The organism is Bacteroides sp. (assembly GCF_028690125.1).
GTDB lineage: Bacteria > Bacteroidota > Bacteroidia > Bacteroidales > Bacteroidaceae > Bacteroides.
Genome location: NZ_JAQVBV010000016.1, coordinates 1 through 26,278, shown reverse-complemented (window position 1 = coordinate 26,278; position 26,278 = coordinate 1). Strand labels below are relative to the sequence as shown.

Annotated in this window: 22 protein-coding genes and 1 pseudogene; 16 read left to right on the top strand and 7 right to left on the bottom strand. The window is 37.4% G+C overall.

All coding sequences use genetic code 11. From position 1 onward, the window contains the following. The first annotated feature begins 95 nt into the window (after positions 1-95). The 3 genes from PHO71_RS11900 to PHO71_RS11890 all read left to right on the top strand — a co-directional run bounded on the left by PHO71_RS11900 (position 96) and on the right by PHO71_RS11890 (position 9,484). The gene (locus PHO71_RS11900) at positions 96-3,152 is read left to right on the top strand and encodes a glycosyl hydrolase (RefSeq protein WP_300203479.1); all 3,057 of its coding nucleotides are present in this window, start codon (positions 96-98) and stop codon (positions 3,150-3,152) included. A gap of 21 nt (positions 3,153-3,173) precedes the next feature. Beyond that, entirely contained in the window at positions 3,174-6,446 is a 3,273-nt protein-coding gene (locus PHO71_RS11895) for a glycosyl hydrolase (protein WP_300203477.1), read from the top strand. Positions 6,447-6,709: 263 nt separating this feature from the next. After that, entirely contained in the window at positions 6,710-9,484 is a 2,775-nt protein-coding gene (locus tag PHO71_RS11890) for a glycoside hydrolase family 78 protein (protein ID WP_300203475.1), read from the top strand. A 183-nt stretch (positions 9,485-9,667) separates the two neighbouring features. On the opposite strand, the pseudogene PHO71_RS26200 reads toward PHO71_RS11890, so the two are convergent. After that, positions 9,668-9,775: pseudogene (locus PHO71_RS26200) on the bottom strand (transposase); the annotation flags it as partial. Between the two features lie 357 nt (positions 9,776-10,132). Between PHO71_RS26200 and PHO71_RS11885 the strand changes: the two are divergent. The 3 genes from PHO71_RS11885 to PHO71_RS11875 all read left to right on the top strand — a co-directional run bounded on the left by PHO71_RS11885 (position 10,133) and on the right by PHO71_RS11875 (position 11,915). Continuing rightward, positions 10,133-11,050: an AraC family transcriptional regulator gene (locus PHO71_RS11885; RefSeq protein ID WP_300203473.1), complete on the top strand. Its 918-nt coding sequence runs from the start codon at positions 10,133-10,135 to the stop codon at positions 11,048-11,050. 112 nt (positions 11,051-11,162) lie between these two features. Further along, positions 11,163-11,534 carry a hypothetical protein gene (locus PHO71_RS11880; RefSeq protein WP_300203471.1) on the top strand — a complete coding sequence of 124 codons (372 nt, stop codon included), beginning with the start codon at positions 11,163-11,165 and terminating at the stop codon, positions 11,532-11,534. Positions 11,535-11,567: 33 nt separating this feature from the next. Next, entirely contained in the window at positions 11,568-11,915 is a 348-nt protein-coding gene (locus PHO71_RS11875) for a lipocalin family protein (RefSeq protein ID WP_300203469.1), read from the top strand. Between the two features lie 88 nt (positions 11,916-12,003). On the opposite strand, the gene PHO71_RS11870 is transcribed toward PHO71_RS11875, so the two are convergent. Continuing rightward, a complete protein-coding gene (locus tag PHO71_RS11870) occupies positions 12,004-13,188 on the bottom strand; it encodes an aminotransferase class I/II-fold pyridoxal phosphate-dependent enzyme (RefSeq protein WP_300203467.1) in 1,185 nt (394 codons plus the stop codon). 218 nt (positions 13,189-13,406) lie between these two features. Here PHO71_RS11870 and PHO71_RS11865 point away from each other — a divergent pair, with 218 nt between their 5' ends. The 4 genes from PHO71_RS11865 to PHO71_RS11850 all read left to right on the top strand — a co-directional run bounded on the left by PHO71_RS11865 (position 13,407) and on the right by PHO71_RS11850 (position 18,635). Further along, positions 13,407-14,432 (top strand): diacylglycerol kinase family protein, encoded by a 1,026-nt coding sequence (locus tag PHO71_RS11865; RefSeq protein ID WP_300203465.1) that lies wholly within the window; start codon positions 13,407-13,409, stop codon positions 14,430-14,432. A gap of 109 nt (positions 14,433-14,541) precedes the next feature. Beyond that, positions 14,542-16,308, top strand: coding sequence for an aspartate--tRNA ligase (aspS, locus tag PHO71_RS11860; protein WP_300203463.1), 1,767 nt, complete (start codon positions 14,542-14,544; stop codon positions 16,306-16,308). 3 nt (positions 16,309-16,311) lie between these two features. Continuing rightward, positions 16,312-18,249 (top strand): LTA synthase family protein, encoded by a 1,938-nt coding sequence (locus tag PHO71_RS11855; RefSeq protein WP_300203461.1) that lies wholly within the window; start codon positions 16,312-16,314, stop codon positions 18,247-18,249. Further along, positions 18,246-18,635 (top strand): GtrA family protein, encoded by a 390-nt coding sequence (locus PHO71_RS11850; RefSeq protein ID WP_300203459.1) that lies wholly within the window; start codon positions 18,246-18,248, stop codon positions 18,633-18,635. Before PHO71_RS11855 ends, PHO71_RS11850 begins: the two co-directional genes overlap by 4 nt. Before the next feature lie 9 nt (positions 18,636-18,644). Here PHO71_RS11850 and PHO71_RS11845 read toward each other — a convergent pair whose 3' ends face one another. The 3 genes from PHO71_RS11845 to PHO71_RS11835 are packed head-to-tail and all read right to left on the bottom strand — an operon-like array spanning position 18,645 to position 21,218. Then, positions 18,645-19,529, bottom strand: coding sequence for a carbon-nitrogen hydrolase (locus PHO71_RS11845; RefSeq protein WP_300203457.1), 885 nt, complete (start codon positions 19,527-19,529; stop codon positions 18,645-18,647). A 12-nt stretch (positions 19,530-19,541) separates the two neighbouring features. After that, complete coding sequence (locus PHO71_RS11840) at positions 19,542-20,657, bottom strand: agmatine deiminase family protein (RefSeq protein WP_300203455.1); 1,116 nt, start codon at positions 20,655-20,657, stop codon at positions 19,542-19,544. A gap of 18 nt (positions 20,658-20,675) precedes the next feature. Further along, positions 20,676-21,218 carry a ferredoxin domain-containing protein gene (locus PHO71_RS11835; RefSeq protein WP_300203453.1) on the bottom strand — a complete coding sequence of 181 codons (543 nt, stop codon included), beginning with the start codon at positions 21,216-21,218 and terminating at the stop codon, positions 20,676-20,678. Positions 21,219-21,304: 86 nt separating this feature from the next. On the opposite strand from PHO71_RS11835, the gene PHO71_RS11830 reads away from it, so the two are divergent. The 5 genes from PHO71_RS11830 to PHO71_RS11810 all read left to right on the top strand — a co-directional run bounded on the left by PHO71_RS11830 (position 21,305) and on the right by PHO71_RS11810 (position 24,388). Further along, a complete protein-coding gene (locus PHO71_RS11830) occupies positions 21,305-21,925 on the top strand; it encodes an ATP-binding cassette domain-containing protein (RefSeq protein ID WP_300203451.1) in 621 nt (206 codons plus the stop codon). Positions 21,926-21,937: 12 nt separating this feature from the next. Then, a complete protein-coding gene (locus tag PHO71_RS11825; RefSeq protein ID WP_300203449.1) occupies positions 21,938-22,732 on the top strand; it encodes an ABC transporter permease in 795 nt (264 codons plus the stop codon). Further along, positions 22,729-23,001: a hypothetical protein gene (locus tag PHO71_RS11820; RefSeq protein ID WP_300203447.1), complete on the top strand. Its 273-nt coding sequence runs from the start codon at positions 22,729-22,731 to the stop codon at positions 22,999-23,001. Before PHO71_RS11825 ends, PHO71_RS11820 begins: the two co-directional genes overlap by 4 nt. A gap of 66 nt (positions 23,002-23,067) precedes the next feature. Continuing rightward, on the top strand, positions 23,068-23,913 hold the full coding sequence (locus PHO71_RS11815; RefSeq protein ID WP_300203445.1) for a hypothetical protein: 846 nt from the start codon (positions 23,068-23,070) through the stop codon (positions 23,911-23,913). Between the two features lie 88 nt (positions 23,914-24,001). Continuing rightward, on the top strand, positions 24,002-24,388 hold the full coding sequence (locus tag PHO71_RS11810) for a VOC family protein (RefSeq protein WP_300203443.1): 387 nt from the start codon (positions 24,002-24,004) through the stop codon (positions 24,386-24,388). 253 nt (positions 24,389-24,641) lie between these two features. Here PHO71_RS11810 and PHO71_RS11805 read toward each other — a convergent pair whose 3' ends face one another. After that, positions 24,642-24,878 (bottom strand): DUF4891 domain-containing protein, encoded by a 237-nt coding sequence (locus tag PHO71_RS11805; protein ID WP_300203441.1) that lies wholly within the window; start codon positions 24,876-24,878, stop codon positions 24,642-24,644. Further along, positions 24,815-25,045, bottom strand: coding sequence for a hypothetical protein (locus tag PHO71_RS11800; protein WP_300203633.1), 231 nt, complete (start codon positions 25,043-25,045; stop codon positions 24,815-24,817). The genes PHO71_RS11805 and PHO71_RS11800 overlap by 64 nt, the downstream gene beginning before the upstream one ends. Positions 25,046-25,151: 106 nt before the next feature. On the opposite strand from PHO71_RS11800, the gene PHO71_RS11795 reads away from it, so the two are divergent. After that, complete coding sequence (locus tag PHO71_RS11795) at positions 25,152-26,246, top strand: Nif3-like dinuclear metal center hexameric protein (protein WP_300203439.1); 1,095 nt, start codon at positions 25,152-25,154, stop codon at positions 26,244-26,246. Positions 26,247-26,278: the final 32 nt, after the last annotated feature.

Here is a 26,278-nt window from a genome sequence, read left to right as displayed (position 1 = left end):
AAACATCCGTAATCATACAAAGCGTATCTGGTGAAGCTCGTATGATTACGGATGAAATAATAGAAGCGTTTTAAATAAAGCTAATTGAAGAAAGTATGAGAATGACGAAACTTATTTATTTGATTGTTGCAGGTTGTAGTCTGTGTACTGCCGTTAATGCTCAGTCCACAAAAAAGGGGAGCTTACCGGAGTGGCAGAAAAAATATAGTAACCCGAAGGAGATTCGTACGATGTTTACCAATCCTCCGATGTTTTATGCTCCCCACACATTCTGGTTCTGGGATGATGCGATTAAGGATGAACAGTCGGCAGCAGTGATGGCGGAAGAAATGGCAAAGCAGAGATTGAATCCGGGTTATGCTCATCCCCGTTCCGGATTTGATGGTTCGGTGGCAGCACTTCCGGTAGAACAGTATCTGGCAAAGCCCTGGTTCAACAGCTTTGGCAATACGTTGCAGAAAACCAAAGAGCTTGGTATGTCTTTTAGTTATTGTGATGACTACAATTGGCCGAGTGGGCAAGCTGCGGGTAAGGTGCTTGAACTATCACCGGAGTTAGAGGCTCAATATCTGGCATGGCAGCGATACGAAGTTACAGCTAAAAAGACGGTTCGCTATGAATCAATCGATTTTGCAGTTGCCGGAAAGAAAGTGAATGGACAGATTGATGCAGCAACCCTGCAAGTGATAGGAAAAGGGAAAAACATCAGTTGGACCGCACCCGAAGGAGATTGGGTGGTCTATACGTATGAAGTGAAACACCATCCGGGCATTGATGGCGGAAGAGTAAACTACCTGGACCCTAAATTAATGGAAGTCTTTATCCCGTTGGTACATGAGAAGTATGATGCACAGTTCGGAAAAGAGATGGGGAAAACGATGCCCGGAGTCTTTGTTGATAACGAAGGGGATTATGGTTGGCAAATGGCATGGTCGGAACATTTTGCCCAACAATATGAGAATAAGAAAAAGCGCGATATAAGGTTGTGGTTGCCTTTGCTGACCGAAGAAGATAAAGACGGGATTTATGCAAAAGCCCGCTGCGACTGGTTCGATGTAGTGTCGGATGTGTACACTGAGTGTTATTTTAAACCTTTAGTCACTTGGCTGCAAGAGCGTGGCATGTATTACATCTCTAATTTATGGGAAGAGTCGTTGCTGGCTCAAACGGTAGCAGTGGGCGATCTGATGAAAACCACACGTGCCGTAACAATGCCGGGTAATGACTGTCTTGTGATGAAATCGCAAGAGGTGCACGATTTTAAAGAGGTACAATCTGTTGCAGAATTTGAAGACCGCCCCTTTATGAGCGAGATTATGGGAGTGGCGGGATGGATACAGTCGCCTGAAATGATGAAAATGACTATCAACTCAGTAACCTCATTCGGAGTCAGTCACGTCGTTCCTCATGGCATTTACATGAATCGGAAATTAGAATCCATTCCATTCCCTACCGACTGGTATTCGGATAATCCATATTGGGACTACATGCACCTTTGGACGGACTTTGCCAGAAGAGCTGCTTTCATTACCCGGCAAAGTCGCCTGGTTGCTGATGCTTTATTGATCAATCCGCTAGAGAGCGTGTGGGCTTTTTCAGAGTGTTATTTTAAAGAAAACGCTTGGGGACAGGAAGAGCGATGGGACAAACGTGCAGTTGAAGCGAACCGGACTTTTTCGGAGGCAATGCAGCAAATGAACGTAAATAACATTGATTTCCTGATCGGAGATAATTATTATTTGGAGAAAGGAGAAATTGGAGAATCGAACGGAAAGACCAAGATAACAATTAATAAGCACGACTTTTATGCGTTGGTGCTTCCGCCCGTTTACGTAATGTCCCGTTCTGCGTTTCATAAGATTGCAGAGTTTGCTAAAAAAGGAGGCACTGTTATTTTGTTGGGAGAGCTTCCTAAAGGTTCACCTGAACATGGAATGAATGATGAAGTGATTATCGAGGAGAGTAATTCTTTAAGGAAAATGCCGAATGTGATTGATCTGGCTACCCAAAAGGAGAAACAAAAGGAATTGATAGTAGTCCTGAATGAGAAAGTGAAACCACAAATGCGATTTGAAAATGCAGGCAGGCTGTACACAGCCCATCGAACCATGGGCAATACGCATCTTTATTGGCTGGCCAATAATACAGATACCGTGAGGAACTTTACGGCATGGTTGAGAGATGGAGAGGGCGCAGCAGAAATATGGAATTGCGAAAACGGGCAAATGCAGGTGATTCCCTCCGGCAAAGAGAAAGGATATAATAAAGTAGCATTGACGTTGAATCCTTATGAGGGCTATTGGCTTGCTTTCAATCCTCAGGCAAAGAATGCGAAAAGCATGGAACGGAAGAATATGGCATTCAAAGAAAAAGTTCTGGAAGGGAAATGGAAACTTAGTTATCCGGAACGGGATACTGTCTGCAAGACAACTGCTAAAGTTTTTTATGCGAATGACGAACGGATTGATGAAAGTAAATTGAAACTTCATTATGACCAGTCGGATTGGAAATATTACGCATGGCGTGAGAACCTGAGCAGTAAGCACGCATATTGGAGAATGAACATACCGGTGGGGACAAAATCCATCGTATTGCCTGCACAGATGCTTGGCAAAGACATTTGGATTGATGGGAAGAAACAGAAATTGTCGGATACGTTGGTACGTTTATCATCAGACGCATCCCTGTTGGCATTTGTGTTGAACTCCGACGAGCAAAAGAATCCGATCGTACCTTTCAAGTTTCTGGTTGATTCGGGAGAAGTTGATGATTTACAATCGTGGTACGCATTCGGTTTACAGCAGTACACAGGCTATGTTGATTGCGAAACGACTATTACCATAGACAAGCCTTCGCAGGGAATCTTGATAGACTTAGGCAAAGTGAGGTCGATGGCGGAAATCTTTGTGAATGACCAGTCCGTCGGGGCACGTTTATGGCCTCCGTTTGTCTTTGATATCTCGGATAAGCTAAAGGCAGGTGAGAATAAAATTAAGATAAGAGTCGGCAACTTAATCATTAATGAAATATGGATGAAAGACGATATGCAAAAACTTCGTATGTGGGGATGGCAAGGAGTGCCCAATCTGAATTTGTATGATTCCGGCATATCGGGACCTATCAAATTGAAATTGCCAGCCGGAGCCGAATAATTCATAAACTGAAAAAATAGAATGAGCATGCAGAAAATGAGAAGAAAAACGTTATCGTGGAAGTACTATCTAATAATAGGCGTTGTTTTAGTGGGAGTGTCTGCTGCACTCTTAGCTCAAAAGATGTCCAAACAGGATTTGGAAGCAGGCTTTGCCAACCCTCCCGAAACGGTTCAAACGTCGGTCTATTGGTACTGGATGTGCGGGAATATATCTAAGGAAGGGGTAATAAAGGACCTCGAAGCGATGAAGAAAGTGGGTATTAACCGTGCATTTATAGGCAATATTTATTTTGACCCTTATGAGGGCGGGCGGAATGTAAAATTAATGAGCGATGAATGGTGGGAGGTGACTCATGCTGCATTGAAAAAAGCATCGGAACTGGGTATTGAGATTGGTATGTTCAATTCACCCGGGTGGTCTCAAGCCGGAGGCCCCTGGGTGAAACCCAATGAAGCGATGCGTTATCTGACTTCTTCGGAGATGAAAGTACAGGGACCAACAGCTCTTTCGGTACAATTGGAGAAACCTGCGCAAGAGTTTGAAGACGTGAAAGTCATTGCATATCCCGCGCCTAAAGATTATCAGTTGAAATTGGATAACGCTAATTCTCAAATTAAGGTTTCTCCGGTTTTAGAAGGTTCTGATAAAATGTTCGATTCCGACAAGGCAAACGGGATGAACTTACCTGTAAATGCGGAAGTAAATGTAGACATTGTTGCAAATGCCGATTTTACAGCACGTAGTCTGACGATTTACCCGACACATACATATATTAATGCTGCCATAGAGCTTCAGGCAAAAATAGAGAATGAATACAAGACGCTGACAACGTTTGTCATCGACTGGCATCGGTTGGATTTAAATGTGGGGTTCCAACCTTTTGCTCCTGTAGTAATGTCTTTTGAAGAAACAACGGCAAAAGAATTCAGGATTCTGGTGACTAACCGGCGCAACGAAGGAGGTATTGCAGAGATAGAGTTGTCCGCTTCGCCCCGCATCGAAGATTATGCGACAAAGACGTTAGCGAAAATGTACCAGTCTCCGCTCCCACCCTTTGATTACTATACGTGGCAGAAACAGCCCGAACCTGGTAATGAGGCATTGAATATAAATCCGCAGAAGATCCTGGATATCTCAGAGCACATGTCTGCCGATGGCAAACTGACATGGAATGTACCTGAAGGGGAATGGATCGTTTTAAGAACGGGCATGACTCCGACAGGGGCTATGAATGCTCCTGCGGGACCTGACGGAACAGGACTTGAAATTGATAAAATGAATAAGAAACACGTTGCTACCCACTTTGATGCTTACATAGGTAAGATCTTGGAACGTATCCCGCCGCAAGACCGCAAGACTTTTAAAGTGGTGGTACAAGATAGTTACGAGACCGGAGGCGAGAACTTTACCGATGGTTTCCTCGAACAGTTCAAAGAGCGTTATGGGTATGATGCTGTGCCGTTTTTGCCGGCTTATTTCGGCAAGGTAGTAGGCAGTCAGGAGCAATCGGATAAATTCTTATGGGATTTGCGCCGTCTGGTTGCCGATAAAATAGCTTATGATTATGTAGGTGGATTCCGTGAACAATGTCACAAATACGGTTTGCGTACATGGCTCGAAAATTATGGTCACTGGGGCTTTCCGGGTGAGTTCCTGATGTATGGCGGTCAGTCGGACGAAGTGGCGGGTGAGTATTGGATTCCTGCTGAAACTCAATTGGGACATATTGAGAATCGTGCGGCATCCTCTTGCGCGCACATATATGGTAAGAATTTGGTTTCGTCGGAATCAAATACGAGTGGTGGTCCTGCATTTTCAAGAGTACCGGCAGATGCCAAGAGGAGTACGGACAAATATTTCTCCGAAGGCATTAATAATACATTGCTGCATGTTTATATTCATCAACCGGATGTAGACAAGTATCCCGGAACAAATTCGTGGTTTGGCACGGAATTCCATCGCACGAATACATGGTTCTCTCACTTAGACTTGTTCATTGACTATATAAAACGGTGTAACTATATGCTGCGTCAAGGGTTGAACATTGCCGATGTTGCTTATTATATAGGAGAAGACGCTCCAAAAATGACTGGATTTCAAGATCCGGCACTTCCATCCGGCTATCAGTTTGATTATATCAATGCGGAAGTAATTGTACGCGATGCTACTGTAAAGGATGAGTTGATAACCTTACCTCACGGAACTACTTACCGGGTATTAGTGTTGCCGAGAGAGAAAACGATGCGTCCGGAAGTATTAGCGAAAATCAAGCAATTAGTAAGCGATGGAGCCATTGTTCTGGGTTCGGCTCCTGAATATTCTCCAAGTTTGCAAAATCAGCCGGAAGCAGATAATCAGGTAAGAGAAATGGCTAAAGAACTATGGGGGAAGGTGGATGGAGTCAATCATAAATTTGCAGAATACGGCAAAGGAATGATTTTTAATGGCGTAGGCCTTGAAGAAGTATTCTCAAAAATAGGGAATATAGAAGATTGTAAGATACCGGATGGAGTTCCAATCAATTATGGACATCGAAAGATGGGGAAAACGGATATTTACTTTGTTACGAACCAGAGCGAAACCATTCAGAAAGCGGATCTTAAATTCCGTATAGGAAATATGCAACCGGAATGGTGGAATCCAATGGATGGAACGATGCGTAAATTACCGGAATTCACTTTGGATGGCTCTACTACAACAGTGCCTGTCGTATTACAAAAAAATGAAAGTGCATTCATTGTGTTCAGAAAGAAAGGCGAACCCGTAACGGGAGAAAAGAACTTCCCGGAGCCGGTGAAAACGATCCCCTTGAATGTTGCTTGGAACTTGACTTTTGAGAGTGAATTAACCAATCCGGCTCCTATTCAACTGGACCAGCTTCAGGACTTGTCATTATCTACAGATAATAAAGTAAAATGTTTTTCTGGAAATATGATTTATATGACTACCTTTGATTTTGATTCAAATGAAACTAAGGGACAAGATCTATTTCTGGATCTGGGCGAAGTGAATATGATGGCAAAAGTGTGGGTGAACGATCAGTATGTGGGTGGCGTTTGGACATCTCCATATAGTGTGAACGTATCAAAAGCATTGAAACAGGGATCAAATACACTTCGGGTAGACGTAGTCAATACGTGGGTAAATCGTTTGATAGGAGATTTGGCTTTACCCAAAGAGGAACGTGAGACTTGGGCCGGGGTGAATCCCTATAATGCGAATTCCGGGTTACAGAAATCCGGGTTAGTAGGACCTGTGCAGTTAAAGTATATACCTAATTATAGAAAATAAAATATTGGAGAAATATATTTTGGCGAGGTAACTATTGAGTAACTAAAATAGATTGTATATTTGATCGTATTAACAGAGAAGTATGTATGGGACCCGACTATATGACATATCTGGGTGATAATAATCTAAGTACTTCTGGAATATGAGGAAAAGTCAATTTGAGCTTTGATAAATATTTTATTAATTATACTCCTTATGCATGAGGAATAAATTAGTTTTTGAAGTAAACTGTAAACGATTAACTCTTACTTAAACGAAATATTATGAAAGGAATATATTTGTCTGGAAAATTTATAGTATTATTTAATGTTTTTCTTATTTTTTGCACCTATACTAGAAGTGTAAATTCTAATATAGGAGTAGTAAATCTTCGCTGTGAACTGATTGATAATCCAAAGGGATTAGATGTGGTTTCTCCACGATTCAGCTGGGAATTAAAAAGTGATATGAAGTCGATTGTCCAGAAGAGTTTTCGAATTTTAGTTGCATCTTCATTAAACAAGTTAAATGCGAATGAGGGAGATTTGTGGGATTCAAAACAAGTTAATTCGGGGGAATCTATTTTTATTCCTTATAATGGAAAACCATTGAAAAGTGGGATGGAGTGTTATTGGAAAGTTTATGTAGTAACTAATAAAGGCAAAACGGAGTGGAGTAGTCCTGCTAAATGGACAATGGGAATACTTACTCCAGAAGAATGGAAAGCTCAGTGGATTGGATTAGATAAATCGTTTGTTTGGGAGAATCAAAAAGCCGAATGCACCCGAATGTCTGCTAGATATTTTCGAAAAGAGTTTAATATTCAGCAACGTCCAGTAAAAGCGATCTTATATCTATGTGGATTAGGCTTATATAAGTTGCATATAAATGGTGATATTGTCGGACAACAAGAACTTTCTCCAACCCCTACAGATTATCGTAAAGAAGTAAAATATAATACATTTGATATTACTGAGATTCTTCAAAAAGGTACAAATGCTATAGGTGTAGTTTTAGGTAATGGACGTTTTTTTCATATGCGGCGTACTGATTCTTTTGAATACCCCAAGTTAATTCTGCAAATGGAGGTAGAGTTTGCTGATGGCAGTAAACAATTATTGATAAGTGATAAAAGTTGGAAGGTTACAGCTAATGGACCTATCATAGCAAATAATGAATATGATGGAGAGGAATATGATGCTCGGAAGGAGATGCCGGAGTGGGATAGGACTAATTTTGATGATGCGTTGTGGCTGAATGTAGAGTCTGTAAATCCTCCTAAAGGAAAGTTAGGTGCTCAATTGAATCAGAACATTAAAATTGTAGAGACTGTCCACCCTGTTAGCATTCAGAGTATTAAAAATGGGAACTATATTTTAGATATGGGGCAAAATATAGTTGGCTGGTTAAAAATGAAAGTTAAAGGTAATCGTGGAACACAAGTAGTTCTACGTTTCGCTGAATTTTTAAATGAAGATGGAACAGTTAATCAGGATAACTTGAGAGGAGCTTTAGCAACAGATAAATATATATTAAAAGGAAGTGAAGAAATAGAAGAGTGGGAACCTTCTTTCATTTCTCACGGTTTTCGTTTTGTAGAGATTTCAGGATTCCCGGGCATTCCTAAGTCATCTGATTTTGAAGGTAAGGTAGTATGTGACGAAATGGAGCAAACTGGTTTTTTTGAAACTTCAAATACTTTAATAAATCAAATATATAAGAATGCATATTGGAGTATACGTGGCAATTATCGTGGAATGCCAACGGATTGTCCGCAGCGCTCAGAACGTATGGGTTGGACAGGTGATCGAGCTATTGGTTCATTCGGAGAAAGCTTTATTTTTAACAATAATAATCTATATGCTAAATGGGTGAACGATATATGTATAACACAGCGCGAGGATGGTAGTGTATCGGATATTGCTCCCAGTTATTGGAGTGCATATACTGATAACATGACTTGGCCGGGTACATATTTGACTGTCTCTGAAATGCTCTATGAACAATTTGGTAATAAAGAACCTATTGTAAAATATTACAGTTCAATGAAAAAATGGCTTTATTATATGCGGGATAAATATATGACTGAAGATAACCTGATGCCGAGAGACCAATACGGTGATTGGTGTACTCCTCCTGAGAATCCTACATACAATGATCCTAAAGATTCAACTCTTATTACAAATAAAACATTGATTGGTACTTCATATTACTATCATATGCTTAAGTTGCTTGAAAAATTTGCTCATATTTTAAATAGACCGGATGATGCTATAGAATTTGAAAGACAATCTATTCAGGTAAAAGATGCGTATAATAAGAAATTTTTTAATAAAGATAAAGGGTATTATAGTAATAATACAGTTACGGCAAATCTGTTATCATTAAAATTTGGTTTGGTTCCTGAAAGTCATGAAAAAGTAGTTTTTGAGAATGTTGAAAAGAGAATTTTGAATGATTTTAAAGGACATGTCAGTACGGGGATAATTGGTAATCAATGGTTAATGCGAGGGCTTAGTGAAAATGGAAGACCTGATATAGCATACCAGATGCTATTAAAAACAGATTATCCGAGTTTTGGTTATATGATTAAAAAGGGAGCTACGACTATTTGGGAACATTGGAATGGTGACGCAATGGAAAAATGGATTGATTCTCAAAATCATGTCATGCAATTAGGCGATCTTATTATTTGGTTTTATGAAAACTTGGCAGGAATAAAGGATTCTCCGGAAAGTTGCGGATTCAAGAAAATAATAATGAAACCGGAAATTATTGATGGATTAGATGAAGTTAAAGGTTCTTTTCATTCGGTTCATGGTCTGATTGAAAGTTCATGGAATAAGGGAAATTCTTCCTTCCATTGGAATATATCCATACCATGTAATACAACCGCAATTGTCTATATTCCAACTTCTCCTGATGCCATTGTAAATGAGAAAAATGAAAAGAAAATACCATCGAAGAATATAAAATATCTGTGGAAAGAGAATCAGTATACAGTTTTTGAAGTCGGTTCCGGACACTATTTTTTCTCTGTAGAGAATGTAACAAAATAACAGAATTTGGAAAAGATTCTTCAGAGTCTTTAATGTATATAACATTAATTTAATTATGCGAATGAGTAGTTGAACTCTGATTCTTTGTTTTAGCAAATTAGATAAATGAATGTGATGGAATTTTTTCGTATCGTATATACCAACCAGTCGGCAAGTGGTTCCTCGTCAGCAAAGATATGAGTTGGCATTGTTACTGAATCTTTGGCAGTAGAACTTCAGTGAAGACTGGTAAACATCGCAGATATACATATATAGTTTTATAAATTTTAGCTCTTTCTCCTTGGAAATCATAATTAGAATAATGAGTGGGGTTATTCTTCTAATATACTAATTTTTAAGGAAATTAAGAAATAAATTCAATGAGATGGTTAGACAATCGACTGAATAATAGTATATTAAATAATATAATCAGGAAGTGGTTTCAACTACTGATTTGCATAGCTAGGAAAAAGAGAATACATCAAGCTGCTGACCCATTTATAATTTTATAAATAAAATATATATATATATTAAAGTTTAGAATTATAGTTTTGGATAAATCAATTGACTTTTCTATATTTGCTTTTATAAAAGTAAACAAAACACCATATATAATTAAATATTATGGCATAAGGATAAATCAACATACAACACCTTAAATATATGACAATGAAAGATGAAAATCATTTTAAATACCTTGTTAGTAGCAAAAAAGATACATTATGGGGAATTACAGTAGATAATGTTGGCAGTGCAGAGGTTCCTCCCGAGTATAAAAATTATCCTTCTATAAATGGACATCCGAAAGAATATTATTTCTGCCCAGATAAAGGACGTATATTAGATAATTATCAGTTTATTTATCTCTCACGTGGACAGGGGCTTTGTTTTTTTCGACCGAATGTTCCTATCGAACTAAAAGCGGGAGATATGTTGATTATCCCACCTTATACATGGCATAGTTACTTTCCTGACCATAAAACCGGATGGTGTGAATACTGGATCGGTATGCGTGGAAATACTATTGAAAATCGTTTTCTTAACGGGTTTGTAAGTTCCTCGCAAAGAATATTTAAAATTGGTTATTGTGAAGAAATTATCGAATATTATCATAGAGCACAAGAAATAGCTATACAAGAGATGCCTGGTTATCAACAAGTTCTTGCAGGTTTGGCTAATATGATTTTTTCCTTGTCATTATATCAGGATACTAATAAAAGCTTTGTTGGTAATAGAAATGTGCAATTAATTGAACAGGCGCGTTCCTTGTTAAGAGAAAACTATCTTACTGATATTACTCCCCAACAAGTTGCTAAACAAATACATATGGGATATTCGCTGTTCCGTAAAGTATTCAAAGAATATACTGATATTTCCCCGACACAATATATTATAGAACTAAAGTTGCAAAAAGCACGGAAATTACTTATGAATACAGATATGAGTGTCAAAGAGATTTCTTTTCATTTAAACTATGAAGATTCTCTCTATTTTTCCACTCTATTTAAAAAACATATAGGATATACTCCTACTGTATTTCGGGAGATGTACAATAAAAAAGAATATAGTAAAATTATCGATTTATAAACCTGAAAAAGTATTTCCCCAAAAAATGAAATGATTTTATCTGTTTTACAGGGAAAGGCAAGCAGAAAATATTATCTTTGTTTTTTAAATGTATATTTCAAATAATATATTTATGAATAAAGCAATAGCTTCTCTTGCAGTTGTGGTTATAATTAATTTTAGTTCTTGCCAATCAAAGAGTGGGGAAGCATCAAATAATGACGATCAAGTAATTGATAGTATATTTGCTACTATTGAAGACGAAAAAGTAATTACTGGTGTTATAGAAGATACTTCAATGAATAATTTCATGTTAATAACAATGGCAGGGGACACTGTATTTATTAGTACAATGGATCAGCAACCAAGCGATGTCAGTGGCTTTGAATTGGGAGATACAGTGAAAGTAAATTACATAGAAGAGGAAGAAGAACCGGGGTTAAATGCAATTATTACTGCTAAAAAAGTAGTTGTAATAGGAAAAGAGAATAAGACTGATAAATAATACATTTTTTATAACCTAATTAAAATATATAGTATGAAAAAGAAAATGTTGGGTGTAGTTGTGCTTTTAGGCATATTAGCTGCATGTGGAGGTAATTCAATGTCTGTAGTAGGTGCGTGGGTAGAACCAATTCCGGGAATGGAAGGACAAGTACAAGGTATTAAAATTGAAGAGGGAGGAAATGCTTCTTCTATCAATATGGCTACATTGGTTTATGAAAGTTGGAAACAGAATGGCGACCAACTGATTCTAACTGGAAAAAGTATTGGTAACGGGCAGACTATTGAATTTGCAGATACACTGGAAATCATAAAGTTGACTGCCGACTCTTTGATTCTGAATAAAGGGGAAATGGAAATCCAGTATACAAAGCAAAAATAACGACTTAAGTACATTAAACAGAAAACAAAAAAGCTACTCTCGAATTTTGAATAAGAGAGTAGCTTTTTTTGTTTTATATAACTATAGATTATAATATATCTAATGCTTTAAAAGCTTTCGTTAGTTTTTCTACTGCACTGTCAATCTGTTCTTTGGTATGTGTTGCCATCAATGCCACACGTACCAATGTGTCTTGCGGTGCACATGCTGGTGGAATCACCGGATTGATGAATACTCCTTCATCAAAGGCCAGCTTAGTCACCATAAAAGTTTTGTCTGTATCACGTACATAAAGAGGAATAATCGGAGATTCAGTGGCACCGATCTCGAAACCTGCTTCACGGAAACGTTTTAAAGCATAGTTAGTGGCTTCCCATAAAGCTTCAAGTCTCTCCGGTTCATTTTGAATAATATGAAGTGCTTCCAAAGCAGCAGCAGTAGCAGATGGGGTATTGGATGCACTAAAAATATAAGTACGTGCATTATGGCGCAACCAGTTGATGATAGATGCATCAGCAGCTATAAATCCACCAATAGAGGCTAATGATTTGCTGAAAGTACCCATAATCAAATCGACTTCATCTGTCAAACCAAAATGATCACAAACACCACGTCCCTGTTTTCCGAATACTCCCAAACCATGAGCTTCATCTACCATGATTGTCGCATTGTATTTATGCTTCAAGCGTACTATTTCAGGCAAATTTGCTAAATCACCTTCCATTGAGAACACACCGTCCACTACAATCAGCTTTACAGAATCCGGATTGCACTTTTGAAGTTGCTTTTCCAAATCTGCCATATCGTTATGTTTGTACTTCAATTGTTGTGAAAAAGATAGGCGACGACCATCTACAATAGATGCATGGTCACGATCATCACAAATAATATAATCGTTACGGTCTGTCAAACAGGAAATAACCCCGGAATTGACTGTAAAACCTGTTGAGAAACAAAGTGATTCATCTTTGCCTACGAAAGCCGCAAGTTCCTCTTCCAACTGAACATGAATATCAAGTGTGCCATTCAGGAAACGTGAACCGGCACAACCGGAACCGTATTTATGCATGGCTTTGATACCTGCTTCAATTACTCTTTCATCTCCTGTTAGGCCAGTGTAAGCATTGGAGCCGAACATTAAAACTTTGTGTCCACCCATTTCTACTTCTGTTCCCTGTTTTCCTTCGATCTCACGGAAATATGGGTAAACGCCTTTTGCCATAAATTGTTGCGGCAAGTTGTACTTAGCTAACTTCTCTTGTAATAATCCCATGAATTAAATTTATTATGCTAATACTCAAACCATTCTTAATGGTCTTATATCCTTTTTTCTTAACAAGTGTTTAAAACAGGGGGCAAAGATAACAAAATTTGTTTTTACCTGTTCTTTTTAAGAGAAAAAAGTTGTTCTTACGCGATTAGAAACCTCCAATAGATTAAAATTTAATATATTTGTATTACTTTTGTTGTCTACAATCGACAAAAATTAGCATGAACGAAAGAATGAAAAAAATAATATTCGTCGTTAATCCAATCTCAGGAACACAAAGCAAGGAGTTGATTCTTAGCTTATTGAATGAGAAAATGAACAAGGCGAGATACACTTGGGATGTGGTATATACCCAAAGAGCCGGTCATGCAGTGGAAATAGCCGCTAAAGCCGCAGAAGAAAAAGCCGATACAGTAGTAGCCATCGGAGGGGATGGAACAATCAATGAAATAGCTCGTTCATTAGTACATACAAATACTGCTTTGGGTATTATTCCATGTGGCTCCGGAAATGGATTGGCACGACATCTGCATATACCATTAGAACCTAAAAAAGCATTAGATATATTAAATGAGGGTTATTCGGATATTATAGATTATGGCAAAATTAATGATAAGGACTTCTTTTGCACTTGTGGAGTAGGATTTGACGCTTTTGTCAGCCTGAAATTTGCTCATGCTGGTAAACGAGGATTATTGACTTATCTTGAGAAAACACTGCAAGAAAGTCTTAAATATCAGCCTGAAACATATGAAATAGAAACAGAAAACGGAGTAACTAAATATAAAGCATTTCTCATAGCTTGTGGAAATGCCTCTCAATACGGGAACAATGCATACATTGCGCCGCAAGCCACATTGACTGACGGATTGCTGGATGTGACAATTCTTGAACCCTTTACTGTACTAGACGTACCTTCCCTTGCTTTTCAGTTATTTAATAAGACGATTGACCAGAATAGCCGTATCAAAACTTTTCGTTGCAAGAAGCTCTGTATCCGCCGAACGACTCCAGGAGTAGTACATTTTGATGGCGATCCGATGGAAACAAGTGCGGAAGTAGATATTGAACTAATACAAAGAGGATTGCGTGTAGTTGTGCCATATATTGAAGGGAAAGATTCGGCAAATGTTCTTCAAAGAGCACAGGAATATGTAAATGGAATAAAGTTGATGAATGAAGCAATAGTAGATAATATAACAGATAAAAACAAGAAAATATTGAAAAAGCTGACCAATAAAAGGTGAGAATTTCGTCAATTACTAACTACTAATTACAAATTATTACGTACTTTTGCAAAGTTTTGGTTGATCTGGAATGTGAAAATGAGTGATAATTGTCTAAATATTAAAATATATGTTCAGAACGCACACATGTGGAGAACTGAGAATCTCTGATGTAAATAAACAAATCACGCTGTCTGGGTGGGTACAGCGTAGCCGTAAAATGGGAGGTATGACTTTCGTTGATTTACGTGACCGTTACGGCATTACCCAATTGGTCTTCAATGAAGAAATAAACGTTGAACTTTGTGATCGTGCCAATAAACTGGGACGTGAATACGTTATTCAAGTCACAGGAACAGTAAACGAACGTTTCAGTAAGAATACAAATATTCCTACCGGTGACATAGAAATTATTGTTTCCGAACTAAATGTACTGAACACTGCATTGACTCCTCCATTCACGATTGATGATAATACGGATGGTGGTGATGATATCCGTATGAAATATCGTTATTTGGATTTACGTCGCAATACCGTTCGTTCTAATCTGGAATTACGGCATAAAATGACTATCGAGGTTCGTAAATATTTGGATAGCCTGGGATTTATAGAAGTAGAAACTCCTGTATTGATTGGATCAACACCGGAGGGTGCGCGTGACTTTGTGGTGCCTTCACGCATGAATCCCGGACAATTCTATGCTCTTCCGCAATCTCCACAAACTTTAAAACAATTATTGATGGTTTCCGGTTTCGACCGTTACTTCCAAATTGCAAAATGTTTCCGTGATGAAGACTTACGTGCGGATCGTCAGCCTGAATTTACACAAATAGATTGTGAAATGAGCTTTGTGGAACAGGAAGATATAATCAATACTTTTGAAGGAATGGCAAAACATCTCTTCAAAACTTTGCGTGGTGTTGAACTGGCACAACCGTTCCAACGTATGACTTGGTCTGATGCTATGAAATATTATGGTAGCGATAAACCTGATTTGCGTTTCGGTATGAAATTTGTCGAACTGATGGATATTATGAAGGGATATGGTTTCTCTGTATTCGACAACGCTGCTTATATTGGTGGAATTTGTGTAGAAGGTGCGGCAACTTATACACGCAAACAATTAGATGCTTTGACTGAATTTGTAAAAAAGCCGCAGATTGGTGCAAAGGGTTTAGTTTATGCACGTGTAGAAGCAGATGGTACAATAAAATCAAGCGTAGACAAATTTTACACACAAGAAGTTTTGCAGCAAATGAAAGAAGCATTTGGAGCTAAAGCTGGTGATTTGATACTAATTTTGTCCGGTGAGGATATTATGAAGACTCGCAAGCAATTGAATGAACTCCGTTTGGAAATGGGCTCTCAATTGGGATTACGCGATAAGAATAAGTTTACTTGTTTGTGGGTAGTTGATTTCCCAATGTTTGAATGGAGTGAGGAAGAAGGACGTTTGATGGCTATGCACCATCCGTTTACTCATCCGAAAGAGGAAGATATTCCATTATTGGATACCAATCCTGCTGCCGTACGTGCTGATGCTTATGATATGGTAGTAAATGGTGTGGAAGTTGGTGGTGGATCTATCCGTATCCATGACGCAAAATTACAAGCAAAGATGTTCGAAATCCTAGGCTTTACTCCTGAAAAAGCAGAAGCACAGTTTGGCTTCCTAATGAATGCTTTCAAATATGGTGCTCCTCCTCACGGTGGCTTGGCTTATGGACTCGATCGCTGGGTATCGCTTTTCGCAGGTTTAGATTCTATCCGTGACTGTATTGCTTTCCCGAAAAATAATTCGGGACGTGATGTTATGCTGGATGCTCCGTCTGCTATTGACCAGTCTCAACTTGACGAATTAAATCTGATTGTTGAAATCAAAGAAAACAATAAGTAAACGATGAATAAATATCGTTTTCTTTATAATACCACCCTGTCACTTATAAGCAATCTATTATTAGTGATGGGGTGTTTTATTCTCTGTCGTATCATATTTTTAGCAGAAAATTGGAATGCTTTTTCTGATTTAACAGCACAAAGAATATGGAAGATGTTTGAAGGAGGATTCCTTTTCGATACTTCTGCTATTTTGTATACCAATCTCCTGTATATTTTCCTAATGTTGATCCCTCTTCATTATAAGGAAAATGTTATTTATCAGAAAGTTACTAAATGGATTTTTGTTGTAACAAACCTGATTGTAATCATCATGAATCTAATGGATACAGTTTATTTTCAATATACACATCGAAGAACAACTGCATCCGTATTCAGTGAATTTAAGAATGAGGGAAATCTGGGAGGAATTGTAGGAACGGAATTATTGAATCATTGGTATCTTACTTTATTGGCTATTGCTTTCGGTTATGCATTATTTAAATTTTACCGCAAGCCAAAGGAAATAAAAGTGACTCATCTTCCCGTTTACTATGCAGTTAATCTGATTGTTTTAGGAGTAGCCGTTTATTTATGTATAGGTGGTATGCGTGGTGGCTTTACCGGTATGGTACGTCCCATTACAATAAGTAATGCCAATAAATACGTAGACCGCCCCATAGAAACTGGAATTGTGTTGAATACACCTTTCTCCATCTATCGTACTTTTGGTAAAAAACCATTTATGGTACCTCAATACTTTAATAAGGAGAAATTAGAAACATTATATTCTCCAGTACATATGCCGGTGGATAGTGTAAAGTTTCGTCCGTTAAATGTTATTGTCTTTATTCTGGAAAGTTTTGGTAAAGAGAATAGTGGCTTTTTAAATGAAGATCTGGATAATGGAACATATGAAGGATATATGCCTTTTCTTGATTCTATTATGGCAGAAGGATTGACTTTTAAATACTCATTTTCTAATGGAATGAAGAGCATTGACGGTATGCCATCTGTATTATCCGGAATACCAATGTTTGTAGAACCGTTTTTCCTGACTCCGGCTTCTTTAAATACTATAACCAGTATAGGGGGGGAGCTGAAGAAAAAAGGTTATTATACTGCTTTCTTCCATGGTGCAGATAATGGATCGATGGGATTTGAAGCATTTGCGCGGACTGTTGGCTATACTAATTATTACGGACGTACGGAATATAATGAAGCAAATCCGGGCAACAATGATTTTGATGGCCATTGGGGAATTTGGGACGAGAAATTCTTTCAGTTCTTTGCCAACACATTATCTACTTTCCAGCAACCGTTTGCTGCTGCTTTGTTTAGTCTTTCTTCTCACCATCCGTTTGCTGTACCAACAGAGTACGAAGGTGTTTTTCCAAAAGGCAACAAGGCAATTCGCCAATGTATCGGATATACTGATAATGCATTGAAACTCTTTTTTGAGAAAGTATCTAAAGAACCATGGTATAAAAATACATTATTTGTATTTACGGCTGACCACACCAATTCACAGGAGCGTCCTGAATATGAAACAGAGAGTGGTCTTTTCTCTGTTCCTGTAGTTTTTTATCAACCGGGAACCGATTTGAAAGGATATCGTAAAGATATGATTGCTCAGCAGATTGATATTATGCCTACTGTATTAGGATATTTGGGGTATGACAAACCATATGTTTCATTTGGATGTGACTTACTAAATACTCAACCGGAAGATACTTATGCAGTGAACTATATGAATGGTATTTATCAATTCTTTAAAGGCGATTATTTATTGCATTTTGATGGTCAGAAGGCAATTGCTATATATGCATTTAAAACAGATAAGTTATTAGAAAACAATTTATTGGGAAAGGTTGCCGAACTGCAGCAAATGGAGGATGAACTAAAAGCAATCGTCCAACAATACATGACACGCATGAATAATGACGAACTGGTTGTAAAATGAAAGAATCAATACGTATATTCCGTTTCATAGTAATCGGTACAATGAATGCTTTGATAATGGCATTAGTTGTATGGCTAATGATGGAAAGTCTATCATTCGAAGGGGATTATCTGGTTGCGAATATAACTGCGTATGTGATAGCTCAGATTCATAATTTTATTTGGTGTAAATACTGGATATTTCCAACAGAAAAAAGGAAGAACAGCATTTGGAAACAAATACTGTTCTTCTGTTCTGCTTTCGTAGTAGCTTACACTGCACAATTTCTTTTTCTTGTTCTTTTAGTAGAAGGATTGGATGTTAATGAATATCTTGCTCAATTTCTTGGACTATTTATCTATGGAGGAGTAAACTTTATGGCTAATAAAAAGATAACTTTCAAATAAAATATATCACTAGTCCAGAAAACGTTTTGTCAGTCCCTCATACTCATCAATTCGACGATCACGTAGAAAAGGCCACCAACGACGAACATTTTCTGAACGTTCCATATCAATTTCAACAACCATATTTTCAGCATCATCATTGCCCGCTTGTGCTAAAAATTCTCCTTGTGGTCCTGCTACAAAACTGTTTCCCCAAAATAAAATACCATTGGTCTGACCCGAAGGATCAGGTTCATATCCTACACGATTGACTGAGATAACAGGAAGACCATTTGCAACTGCATGAGCACGTTGGGAAATAATCCACGCATTAAGTTGCCGGGCTTTCTCATCGTCTGTATCACTACTTTCCCAACCAATAGCAGTAGGGTAAATCAAAAGCTCAGCACCTTTCAAAGCCATCAAACGAGCTGCTTCGGGATACCATTGATCCCAACACACCAATACTCCAAGTTTTCCTAATGAAGTTTGAATTGGCTCGAAACCTATGTCGCCAGGAGTAAAATAAAATTTTTCATAATAGGCGGGATCATCAGGAATATGCATTTTACGGTATTTTCCGGCAACACTTCCATCGCGGTCAAATATTACAGCAGTATTATGATATAAACCTGGTGCACGCTTTTCGAAAAGTGAAGTGACAATGACCACTTTATTGGCAGCAGCTAACTCAGAATAGAAACCTGTTGAAGGTCCTGGAATAGGTTCGGCAAGATCAAACAGGTTGGTGTTTTCTGTTTGACAAAAATAAAGAGAATTGTGTAACTCTTGAAGGACGATCAATTGAGCACCATGAGCAGCACAGGCTTCTATACTTTTTGCCAGATTCATTAAATTGGCTTTGATATTTGCAGTATTGGACTGCTGAATTAATCCTACTTTTATCTTTCTCATATTTATTTCTACTTATTTGATGACTCCCAACGGATATTGCATAGTAACACAATGTAAAGATCCATGTTGTTTGATTAAGGCACGACAATCAATTCCGATAACTTCATGTTTTGGAAATGCCTGTTGTAAGATCTCTTGCGCTTTCTTATCATTTTCCGGCTGATTATAGGTGGGATAAAGAATTGCATTGTTCATAATAAGGAAGTTTGCATAAGTAGCAGGAAGGCGTTCTCCGGATTCTTCCACCTTATTTGCCATTGGCAACGCCAGTAATTGATAAGGTTCACCACTTAATGTTCGGAAAGTTTGCAATTGTTTTTCCATCGCCTGAAGAGCTTCATAATGTTCGTCATCTTTATTATCACATTTTACGTATGCAATAATACTTGAACTACAAAAACGCGCCAAGGTATCAATGTGACTGTCAGTGTCATCTCCGGCAAGATAACCATGATCTAGCCATAGTACCCTCTGTAGATGGAAGGTTGATTTCAAATATTCTTCTATCTCAACTCGGTTCAATTGCCCGTTTCTATTAGGGGAGAGCAGACATTCAGAAGTAGTTAGCAATGTTCCCATTCCGTCGCTTTCTATAGCCCCTCCTTCAAGAACAAAACCAAGACGATTGACATAACGCCCTTTCAGAACTTCGGCTTCTACGGCATGACGCGTTATTTGATTATCCAGATCGGATGCAAATTTCAATCCCCAACCGTTAAAAGTAAAATCGAGCAGGGAAGGGGTTCCCTCATCAATCATAGTAATAGCTCCATGATCCCGCGCCCAAGTATCATTAGTCTCACACTCCAGAAAACGGACATTATCCATATTGACCGTAGCTTCAATTTGCTTTTTTACAGCTTCAGGTTCTGGAGTAACGATCAATACAATTTCACGTTTTGCAATTTCGCGAACTAAGTTCACAAAGCATTCTTGTACTTCTTTTAGCATATGTGCCCAATCAGTACCAACATGAGGCCATGTTAATTGAATGCCACTTTGTGGATACCATTCAGCAGGCAGATGCGGTGCTCTTACTTCTACTTGTTCAGCAATAATTTTACCGAAATTTAATTGTAAATCCTTCTCCGAACCACCGGAACGGGGGAGTCCGACAATGATTCCCATTAGTCTGTTGTTATTTAGTTATTTATTACTTTCTTGCTTAGGTTTCCGATCAAAGAACGGATTTTTGGATGATGCACTAACAGGAATTGCCATAACCATTTTGCAATCTTTCAACCAATTCAAGCGTTGTGCAGCTAATCCTGCGGAAAACATGACACGAGTATCAACACGCATATCGGCTGCTGTGGCACAAGCAGAACCAATAGCAATTCCGACATCAATACTATTGATGGTACAGGGAACTCCTTCTGTACGTCCTCCACAAGTTGAAAATCCACAATGACCACAATTCAATCCTTGTGCTTGTTCATGTGTACCTATTAATATAACACATTCAGCACTTAATATGTTATCAGCATCACGAAGGAAGAATTTCATTCCATGTTCTTCTACCATAGCTACCATAGTATCTGACAATATTTTTATTTCTTCACCAGTAATCAAAGCTACTTCAATAATATCAATACCCTTTCCTTTGGGAGCAGTACGAGCTGCAGTCATCATTTGGCGTGCAACCTGCAAAACGTGCTCATGACGGGCATCTCTTTCGTTTAGTATCATAACTTTTCTTGAATTAATTAGTGAGGCAAAGATAACGTTTTTCAAGAAAATACTACCTTTGCCGGAAAGAAAGAATTAAAAACGCCATGTTACATATTAATAATGCTTGTGTTGCTTTTAGATCAGAAGTTCTTTTTTCCAAATTTAATCTACATTTGGAAAAGGGAGAAACTGCCTGTATCGTCGGACAATCCGGCTGTGGAAAAACATCGGTGTTGAATGCAGTTATGGGATTTGTACCATTAAAGGAGGGTACTATCAGAGTGGGGGAAACATTGTTAGATAAATCAACGATTGACATTATCCGTCGGCAAATTGCATGGATTCCTCAAGAGCTGGCACTTCCTTTTGAATGGGTGAAAGAGATAGTGGCTTTACCTTTTGATTTGAAAGTTAATCATTCTATTCCTTTTTCGGAAGAACGATTGTTTGCTTGCTTTAATGAGTTGGGATTGGAACATGAATTGTATTTTAAGAGAGTTAATGAAGTTTCGGGGGGACAACGGCAGCGAATAATGCTGGCTGTTGCTGCAATGCTTAACAAACCTCTGATTATTATTGATGAACCTACTTCAGCTTTGGATGCTGACTCAACAGACAGAGTTTTAACCTTCTTTCGTCAACAAGCGAAAAAAGGAGCCGCAGTACTAGCTGTATCACATGATAAAGATTTTGCTTCCGGTTGTCATTATGTAATAGAATTATAAAAAGATTTGTGCGTGGGAACTATTGATATCACATATTTCAACTTATTTATAGGCTTGCTTCTACTTGCTATTCCTTTTTTTTATCTTTGGAAATTCAAAACTGGATTGCTAAAGCCTGCAATGATAGGAACATTACGAATGATCATTCAATTGTTCTTCATTGGTATGTATCTAAAATATCTTTTTTTATGGAATAATCCCTGGATCAATTCGCTTTGGGTGATTATTATGATCTTTGTTGCAGGGCAAACAGCATTGGTACGTACTCAATTAAAAAGAAAAATTTTGCTTATTCCTCTTTCTGTAGGTTTTCTGTGTAGTGTTATACTCGTAGGAATGTATTTTATAGGCATTGTACTCCAACTAAACAACATTTTCAGCGCTCAATATTTTATTCCAATATCTGGAATCTTAATGGGAAATATGTTATCTAGCAATGTCATTGCACTTAATACCTATTACAGTGGATTGAAACGCGAACAACAACTATACCATTATTTATTAGGAAATGGAGCAACACGACAGGAAGCCCAAGCACCATTCATTCGTCAAGCTATTATTAAATCATTCAGTCCTTTAATAGCAAATATTGCAGTAATGGGGTTGGTATCTCTTCCTGGAACCATGATAGGGCAGATATTGGGAGGAAGCAGTCCGAATGTAGCTATCAAATATCAGATGATGATTATGGTGATTACTTTCACTGCATCCATGCTTTCATTAATGATCACCATATCATTAGCATCACGTAGATCATTTGACGCATACGGAAAACTATTAGATGTAACCCAAGAACCAAGGAAATGACAATTATTGATCGGATTTTCCAAAAAGTAGCAGAAGTATCCATTCCGAAATTCTTTATTACAGTAGAATTTTGGACAGTTGGTAAAGAAATGCCGGAACATTTAGATGCATTTTTATGGGAGAAATACGAATTAATCCTTCATGGAGCAAATGGGCGGAAATTTATATATAGAGAAGGAGATTGGCGGATGATTTTCACATTTTTTCCTACAGATCGTGTCGTAGATGAACATTATGCCTTAAAAAATAAAGTGCAAATAAAACAATAATAAGGTACATGAAGTATTAATATTTAGATAAATAGTATTACTTTTGAATCAAAATAAAACTAGACTATGAGACAGATAAAGGCTTGGGCAATAATGATACTGATATTAAGTTCAGTATGTTTTGTATCATGTAATAAAGAAGAGACGATTTTTCCAATTACTCTTGTTGATGGAGGACAAAATATTGTCGGTAAAGGCGATAGCAGTACTATGTCGATCTCAATACGTTGGCGAGAACTATTGTTTCAAATTCAAGGAGGTGATGGAAAGTTTGTTATAAGCAATAATAATGAAGATGTTTTGGATGCAAAATGTGATGGGAGAACAGTTACCTTGGTTCCTTTAGTTCTTGGTAAAGCGAAAATTACTATTAAAGATTCTTCAGGAAGTACTCTATCCATTTCAGTAAATGTTAAAGTCGATAAATCTTCTGCTACAATAATTAGTTCACCGAGTTGTAGAATTTATGGAGATAATATGAGTGATCAAGATAAAATGAATCTTGAGAAAGAATTATTATCTTCTACATTCAAAGAAGGAGGAGGATATTGTTTTATATATGAAAAGAAAAACGCAGTTGAAAAAGTTCGGATATATCCACAGAAATTATATGACGTGGAATATAAGGAATATAATTCCATGTATAAAGGAGAGATACCGGTGAGTCTCGCACCTAGCCCAATACATGAACAGATTTATTACTGGTATATTTTTACATCCAATGAGGAAAAACTTGCTTTATTCTGTATTAGGGACGAAATGAGGGCAAAGAATGAATCAAATAACATTCGCATGAATCTTCCTATTAATTATGTCTATCTACTGGATGTTACATCTCAATATAAAGTGAAATATCCGAATCTAGAAAGGGTCTATATTGAACAAGCTCTTAATTTTCAGAATATTGATTAGTTTGCTGGAACGATTTTGATATACATCAATGTCATTCTTAGTTTCTTTCTTTATCTTTGCAAAAAACAAATTGTAATATAATAAAGCTATGAAAATTAATCATATTGCTCTATGGACTAATCAATTAGAAGAGCTTCGTGAATTCTATACTAAATATTTCGATGGTCGTACAAACGAAAAATATACAAATCCTCAAAAAGGTTTTGAATCCTATTTTATGCGCTTTGAAGAAGAAGAAGATACCGCATTAGAAATAATGCGGAAAATAAATATTACCGAGCCAGATAGCATATTACATATTGGGTTGGCACATTTTTCTTTTTCTGTAGGTAGTAAAGAAGCTGTTTTAGCGTTTATAGAACGCTTCCGTAATGATGGATATACCATTGCAAGCGAACCCCGTACTACTGGAGATGGCTTTTTTGAAGGAAGTATTCTTGATCCGGATAAGAATTTAGTAGAAATAACGATTTAATCCTCACCCTTCACTATCCTTTATTTATCATTCACAAATTTCTATAATAAAGTTTCTGAAAAAGATAATAATATTTTTTTTAAAGATTGTGATGTTTTAAATAAACATTGAGAAGAAAAAAATAATCTATTAGCATCTTTTCTTTTTTCCATTCTGGGAGAGAAATATTTCAATAGGAAAAAAGAAAAATCTATAGGCTAAATAGTGTACAGAGAGGAGTGAAACCTGAAAGAGCAAATAGGTTTAAGGATTTCTAGTCCTGCATTATCTTTTTTTGTTTGTCTCCCCACAGGCAGCGAATTTGGATAAATTGTTCTCCAGGGTTTAAATAGCCACCTTCAAACATTCTTTTTGGTACTTGAAATTTGGCTAGATAATGACGTATATACTTATTAACGCCAGGAGATTGGTCTTTTACAAACTCCTTTAAATCCACTTTTCCATCTTTGTGAATGAATACTTTTGCTTTAATAGTACGGACGGGATACATTGTCGCATCTTTTTTTCGGCTTTGTCAATCCAAAAGATAGCTGTAGCTTTGGCTGTATCAGGTATGCAAGTGTCATCAATTACATCCTCATTAAGATTATCTTTTTGCTTTAACTGACAGGAGACAGTCAGAATAATCAAAGAAAAATAAAATAAAATTAATTTCATTGTAATTTAATATTTAAAGGTATGCAACAAATATAATAAAAAATCAATAAAAAAGCCATTCTTTCTTCTTTTTTCGCTATATTTGCATCCAAATTTTCTACATATAATGAAAATTAAAGAGATAGTATGCGCCCTTGAACAATTCGCGCCTCTGCCATTGCAAGACGGATTCGATAATGCCGGCTTGCAAATTGGATTGACAGATGCGGAAGCTGCAGGGGCTTTGTTGTGTCTTGATGTTACTGAATCCGTGTTGGATGAAGCTATTGCGTTGGGATACAATCTTGTTATTTCACACCATCCACTTATTTTTAAAAGATACAAATCCATAACAGGTAAGGATTATGTAGAACGTTGCATATTGAAAGCGATAAAGAATGATATAATTATCTATTCAGCGCATACCAATCTTGATAACGCTCAGGGAGGAGTAAACTTTAAAATAGGAGAAAAGATTGGTCTGAAAAACTTGCGTATTCTTGAACCTAAAGAGAACTATCTGACGAAGTTAGTGACTTTTGTTCCTTGTACACAAGCAAATGCTGTCCGACAAGTATTGTTTACTGCCGGATGTGGTAATATAGGCAACTATGATTCATGCAGTTACAACTTGGAAGGAGAAGGTACATTTCGGGCAAAAGAAGGTGCAAATCCTTTCTGTGGAACTATTGGAGAGTTACATCAGGAAGGAGAAGTACGGATAGAAACAATTTTACCGTCATTTAAAAAGTCGGAAGTAATAAAAGCTTTATTAGCTGTTCATCCTTATGAAGAACCGTCTTTTGATTTGTATCCGTTACAAAATGATTGGATGCAAGCCGGATCAGGTGTTATTGGTGAATTAGAAAATCCTGAAACAGAATTTGAATTTTTAAATCGTATCAAAAAAATATTTGAAGTAGGTTGCCTTCGTCATAATAAGCTAACGGGTAGAGAAGTAAAGAAAGTAGCACTATGTGGAGGAGCAGGAGCCTTTTTGCTTCCGCAAGCCATTCGGTCGGAAGCAAATGTGTTTATTACAGGTGAAATTAAGTATCATGATTATTTCGGTCACGAAGGAGACATCCTGATGGCAGAAATCGGTCATTACGAAAGCGAACAATATACAAAAGAAATTTTTTATTCCATAATCCGGGATTTATTTCCTAATTTTGCACTCCAATTGAGTAAAATAAATACGAATCCCATAAAATATTTATAGTAAAATGGCTAGAGAAGCAAAAAAAGAACCAA

Bases quoted from the DNA above. Each gene is read 5' to 3' on its own strand.
- PHO71_RS11900 (WP_300203479.1), top strand. From the start codon at position 96: ATGAGAATGACGAAACTTATTTATTTGATTGTTGCAGGTTGTAGTCTG.
- PHO71_RS11895 (WP_300203477.1), top strand. From the start codon at position 3,174: ATGAGCATGCAGAAAATGAGAAGAAAAACGTTATCGTGGAAGTACTAT.
- PHO71_RS11890 (WP_300203475.1), top strand. From the start codon at position 6,710: ATGAAAGGAATATATTTGTCTGGAAAATTTATAGTATTATTTAATGTT.
- PHO71_RS11885 (WP_300203473.1), top strand. From the start codon at position 10,133: ATGAAAGATGAAAATCATTTTAAATACCTTGTTAGTAGCAAAAAAGAT.
- PHO71_RS11880 (WP_300203471.1), top strand. From the start codon at position 11,163: ATGAATAAAGCAATAGCTTCTCTTGCAGTTGTGGTTATAATTAATTTT.
- PHO71_RS11875 (WP_300203469.1), top strand. From the start codon at position 11,568: ATGAAAAAGAAAATGTTGGGTGTAGTTGTGCTTTTAGGCATATTAGCT.
- PHO71_RS11870 (WP_300203467.1), bottom strand. From the start codon at position 13,188: ATGGGATTATTACAAGAGAAGTTAGCTAAGTACAACTTGCCGCAACAA.
- PHO71_RS11865 (WP_300203465.1), top strand. From the start codon at position 13,407: ATGAACGAAAGAATGAAAAAAATAATATTCGTCGTTAATCCAATCTCA.
- aspS (WP_300203463.1), top strand. From the start codon at position 14,542: ATGTTCAGAACGCACACATGTGGAGAACTGAGAATCTCTGATGTAAAT.
- PHO71_RS11855 (WP_300203461.1), top strand. From the start codon at position 16,312: ATGAATAAATATCGTTTTCTTTATAATACCACCCTGTCACTTATAAGC.
- PHO71_RS11850 (WP_300203459.1), top strand. From the start codon at position 18,246: ATGAAAGAATCAATACGTATATTCCGTTTCATAGTAATCGGTACAATG.
- PHO71_RS11845 (WP_300203457.1), bottom strand. From the start codon at position 19,529: ATGAGAAAGATAAAAGTAGGATTAATTCAGCAGTCCAATACTGCAAAT.
- PHO71_RS11840 (WP_300203455.1), bottom strand. From the start codon at position 20,657: ATGGGAATCATTGTCGGACTCCCCCGTTCCGGTGGTTCGGAGAAGGAT.
- PHO71_RS11835 (WP_300203453.1), bottom strand. From the start codon at position 21,218: ATGATACTAAACGAAAGAGATGCCCGTCATGAGCACGTTTTGCAGGTT.
- PHO71_RS11830 (WP_300203451.1), top strand. From the start codon at position 21,305: ATGTTACATATTAATAATGCTTGTGTTGCTTTTAGATCAGAAGTTCTT.
- PHO71_RS11820 (WP_300203447.1), top strand. From the start codon at position 22,729: ATGACAATTATTGATCGGATTTTCCAAAAAGTAGCAGAAGTATCCATT.
- PHO71_RS11815 (WP_300203445.1), top strand. From the start codon at position 23,068: ATGAGACAGATAAAGGCTTGGGCAATAATGATACTGATATTAAGTTCA.
- PHO71_RS11810 (WP_300203443.1), top strand. From the start codon at position 24,002: ATGAAAATTAATCATATTGCTCTATGGACTAATCAATTAGAAGAGCTT.
- PHO71_RS11805 (WP_300203441.1), bottom strand. From the start codon at position 24,878: ATGTATCCCGTCCGTACTATTAAAGCAAAAGTATTCATTCACAAAGAT.
- PHO71_RS11800 (WP_300203633.1), bottom strand. From the start codon at position 25,045: ATGAAATTAATTTTATTTTATTTTTCTTTGATTATTCTGACTGTCTCC.
- PHO71_RS11795 (WP_300203439.1), top strand. From the start codon at position 25,152: ATGAAAATTAAAGAGATAGTATGCGCCCTTGAACAATTCGCGCCTCTG.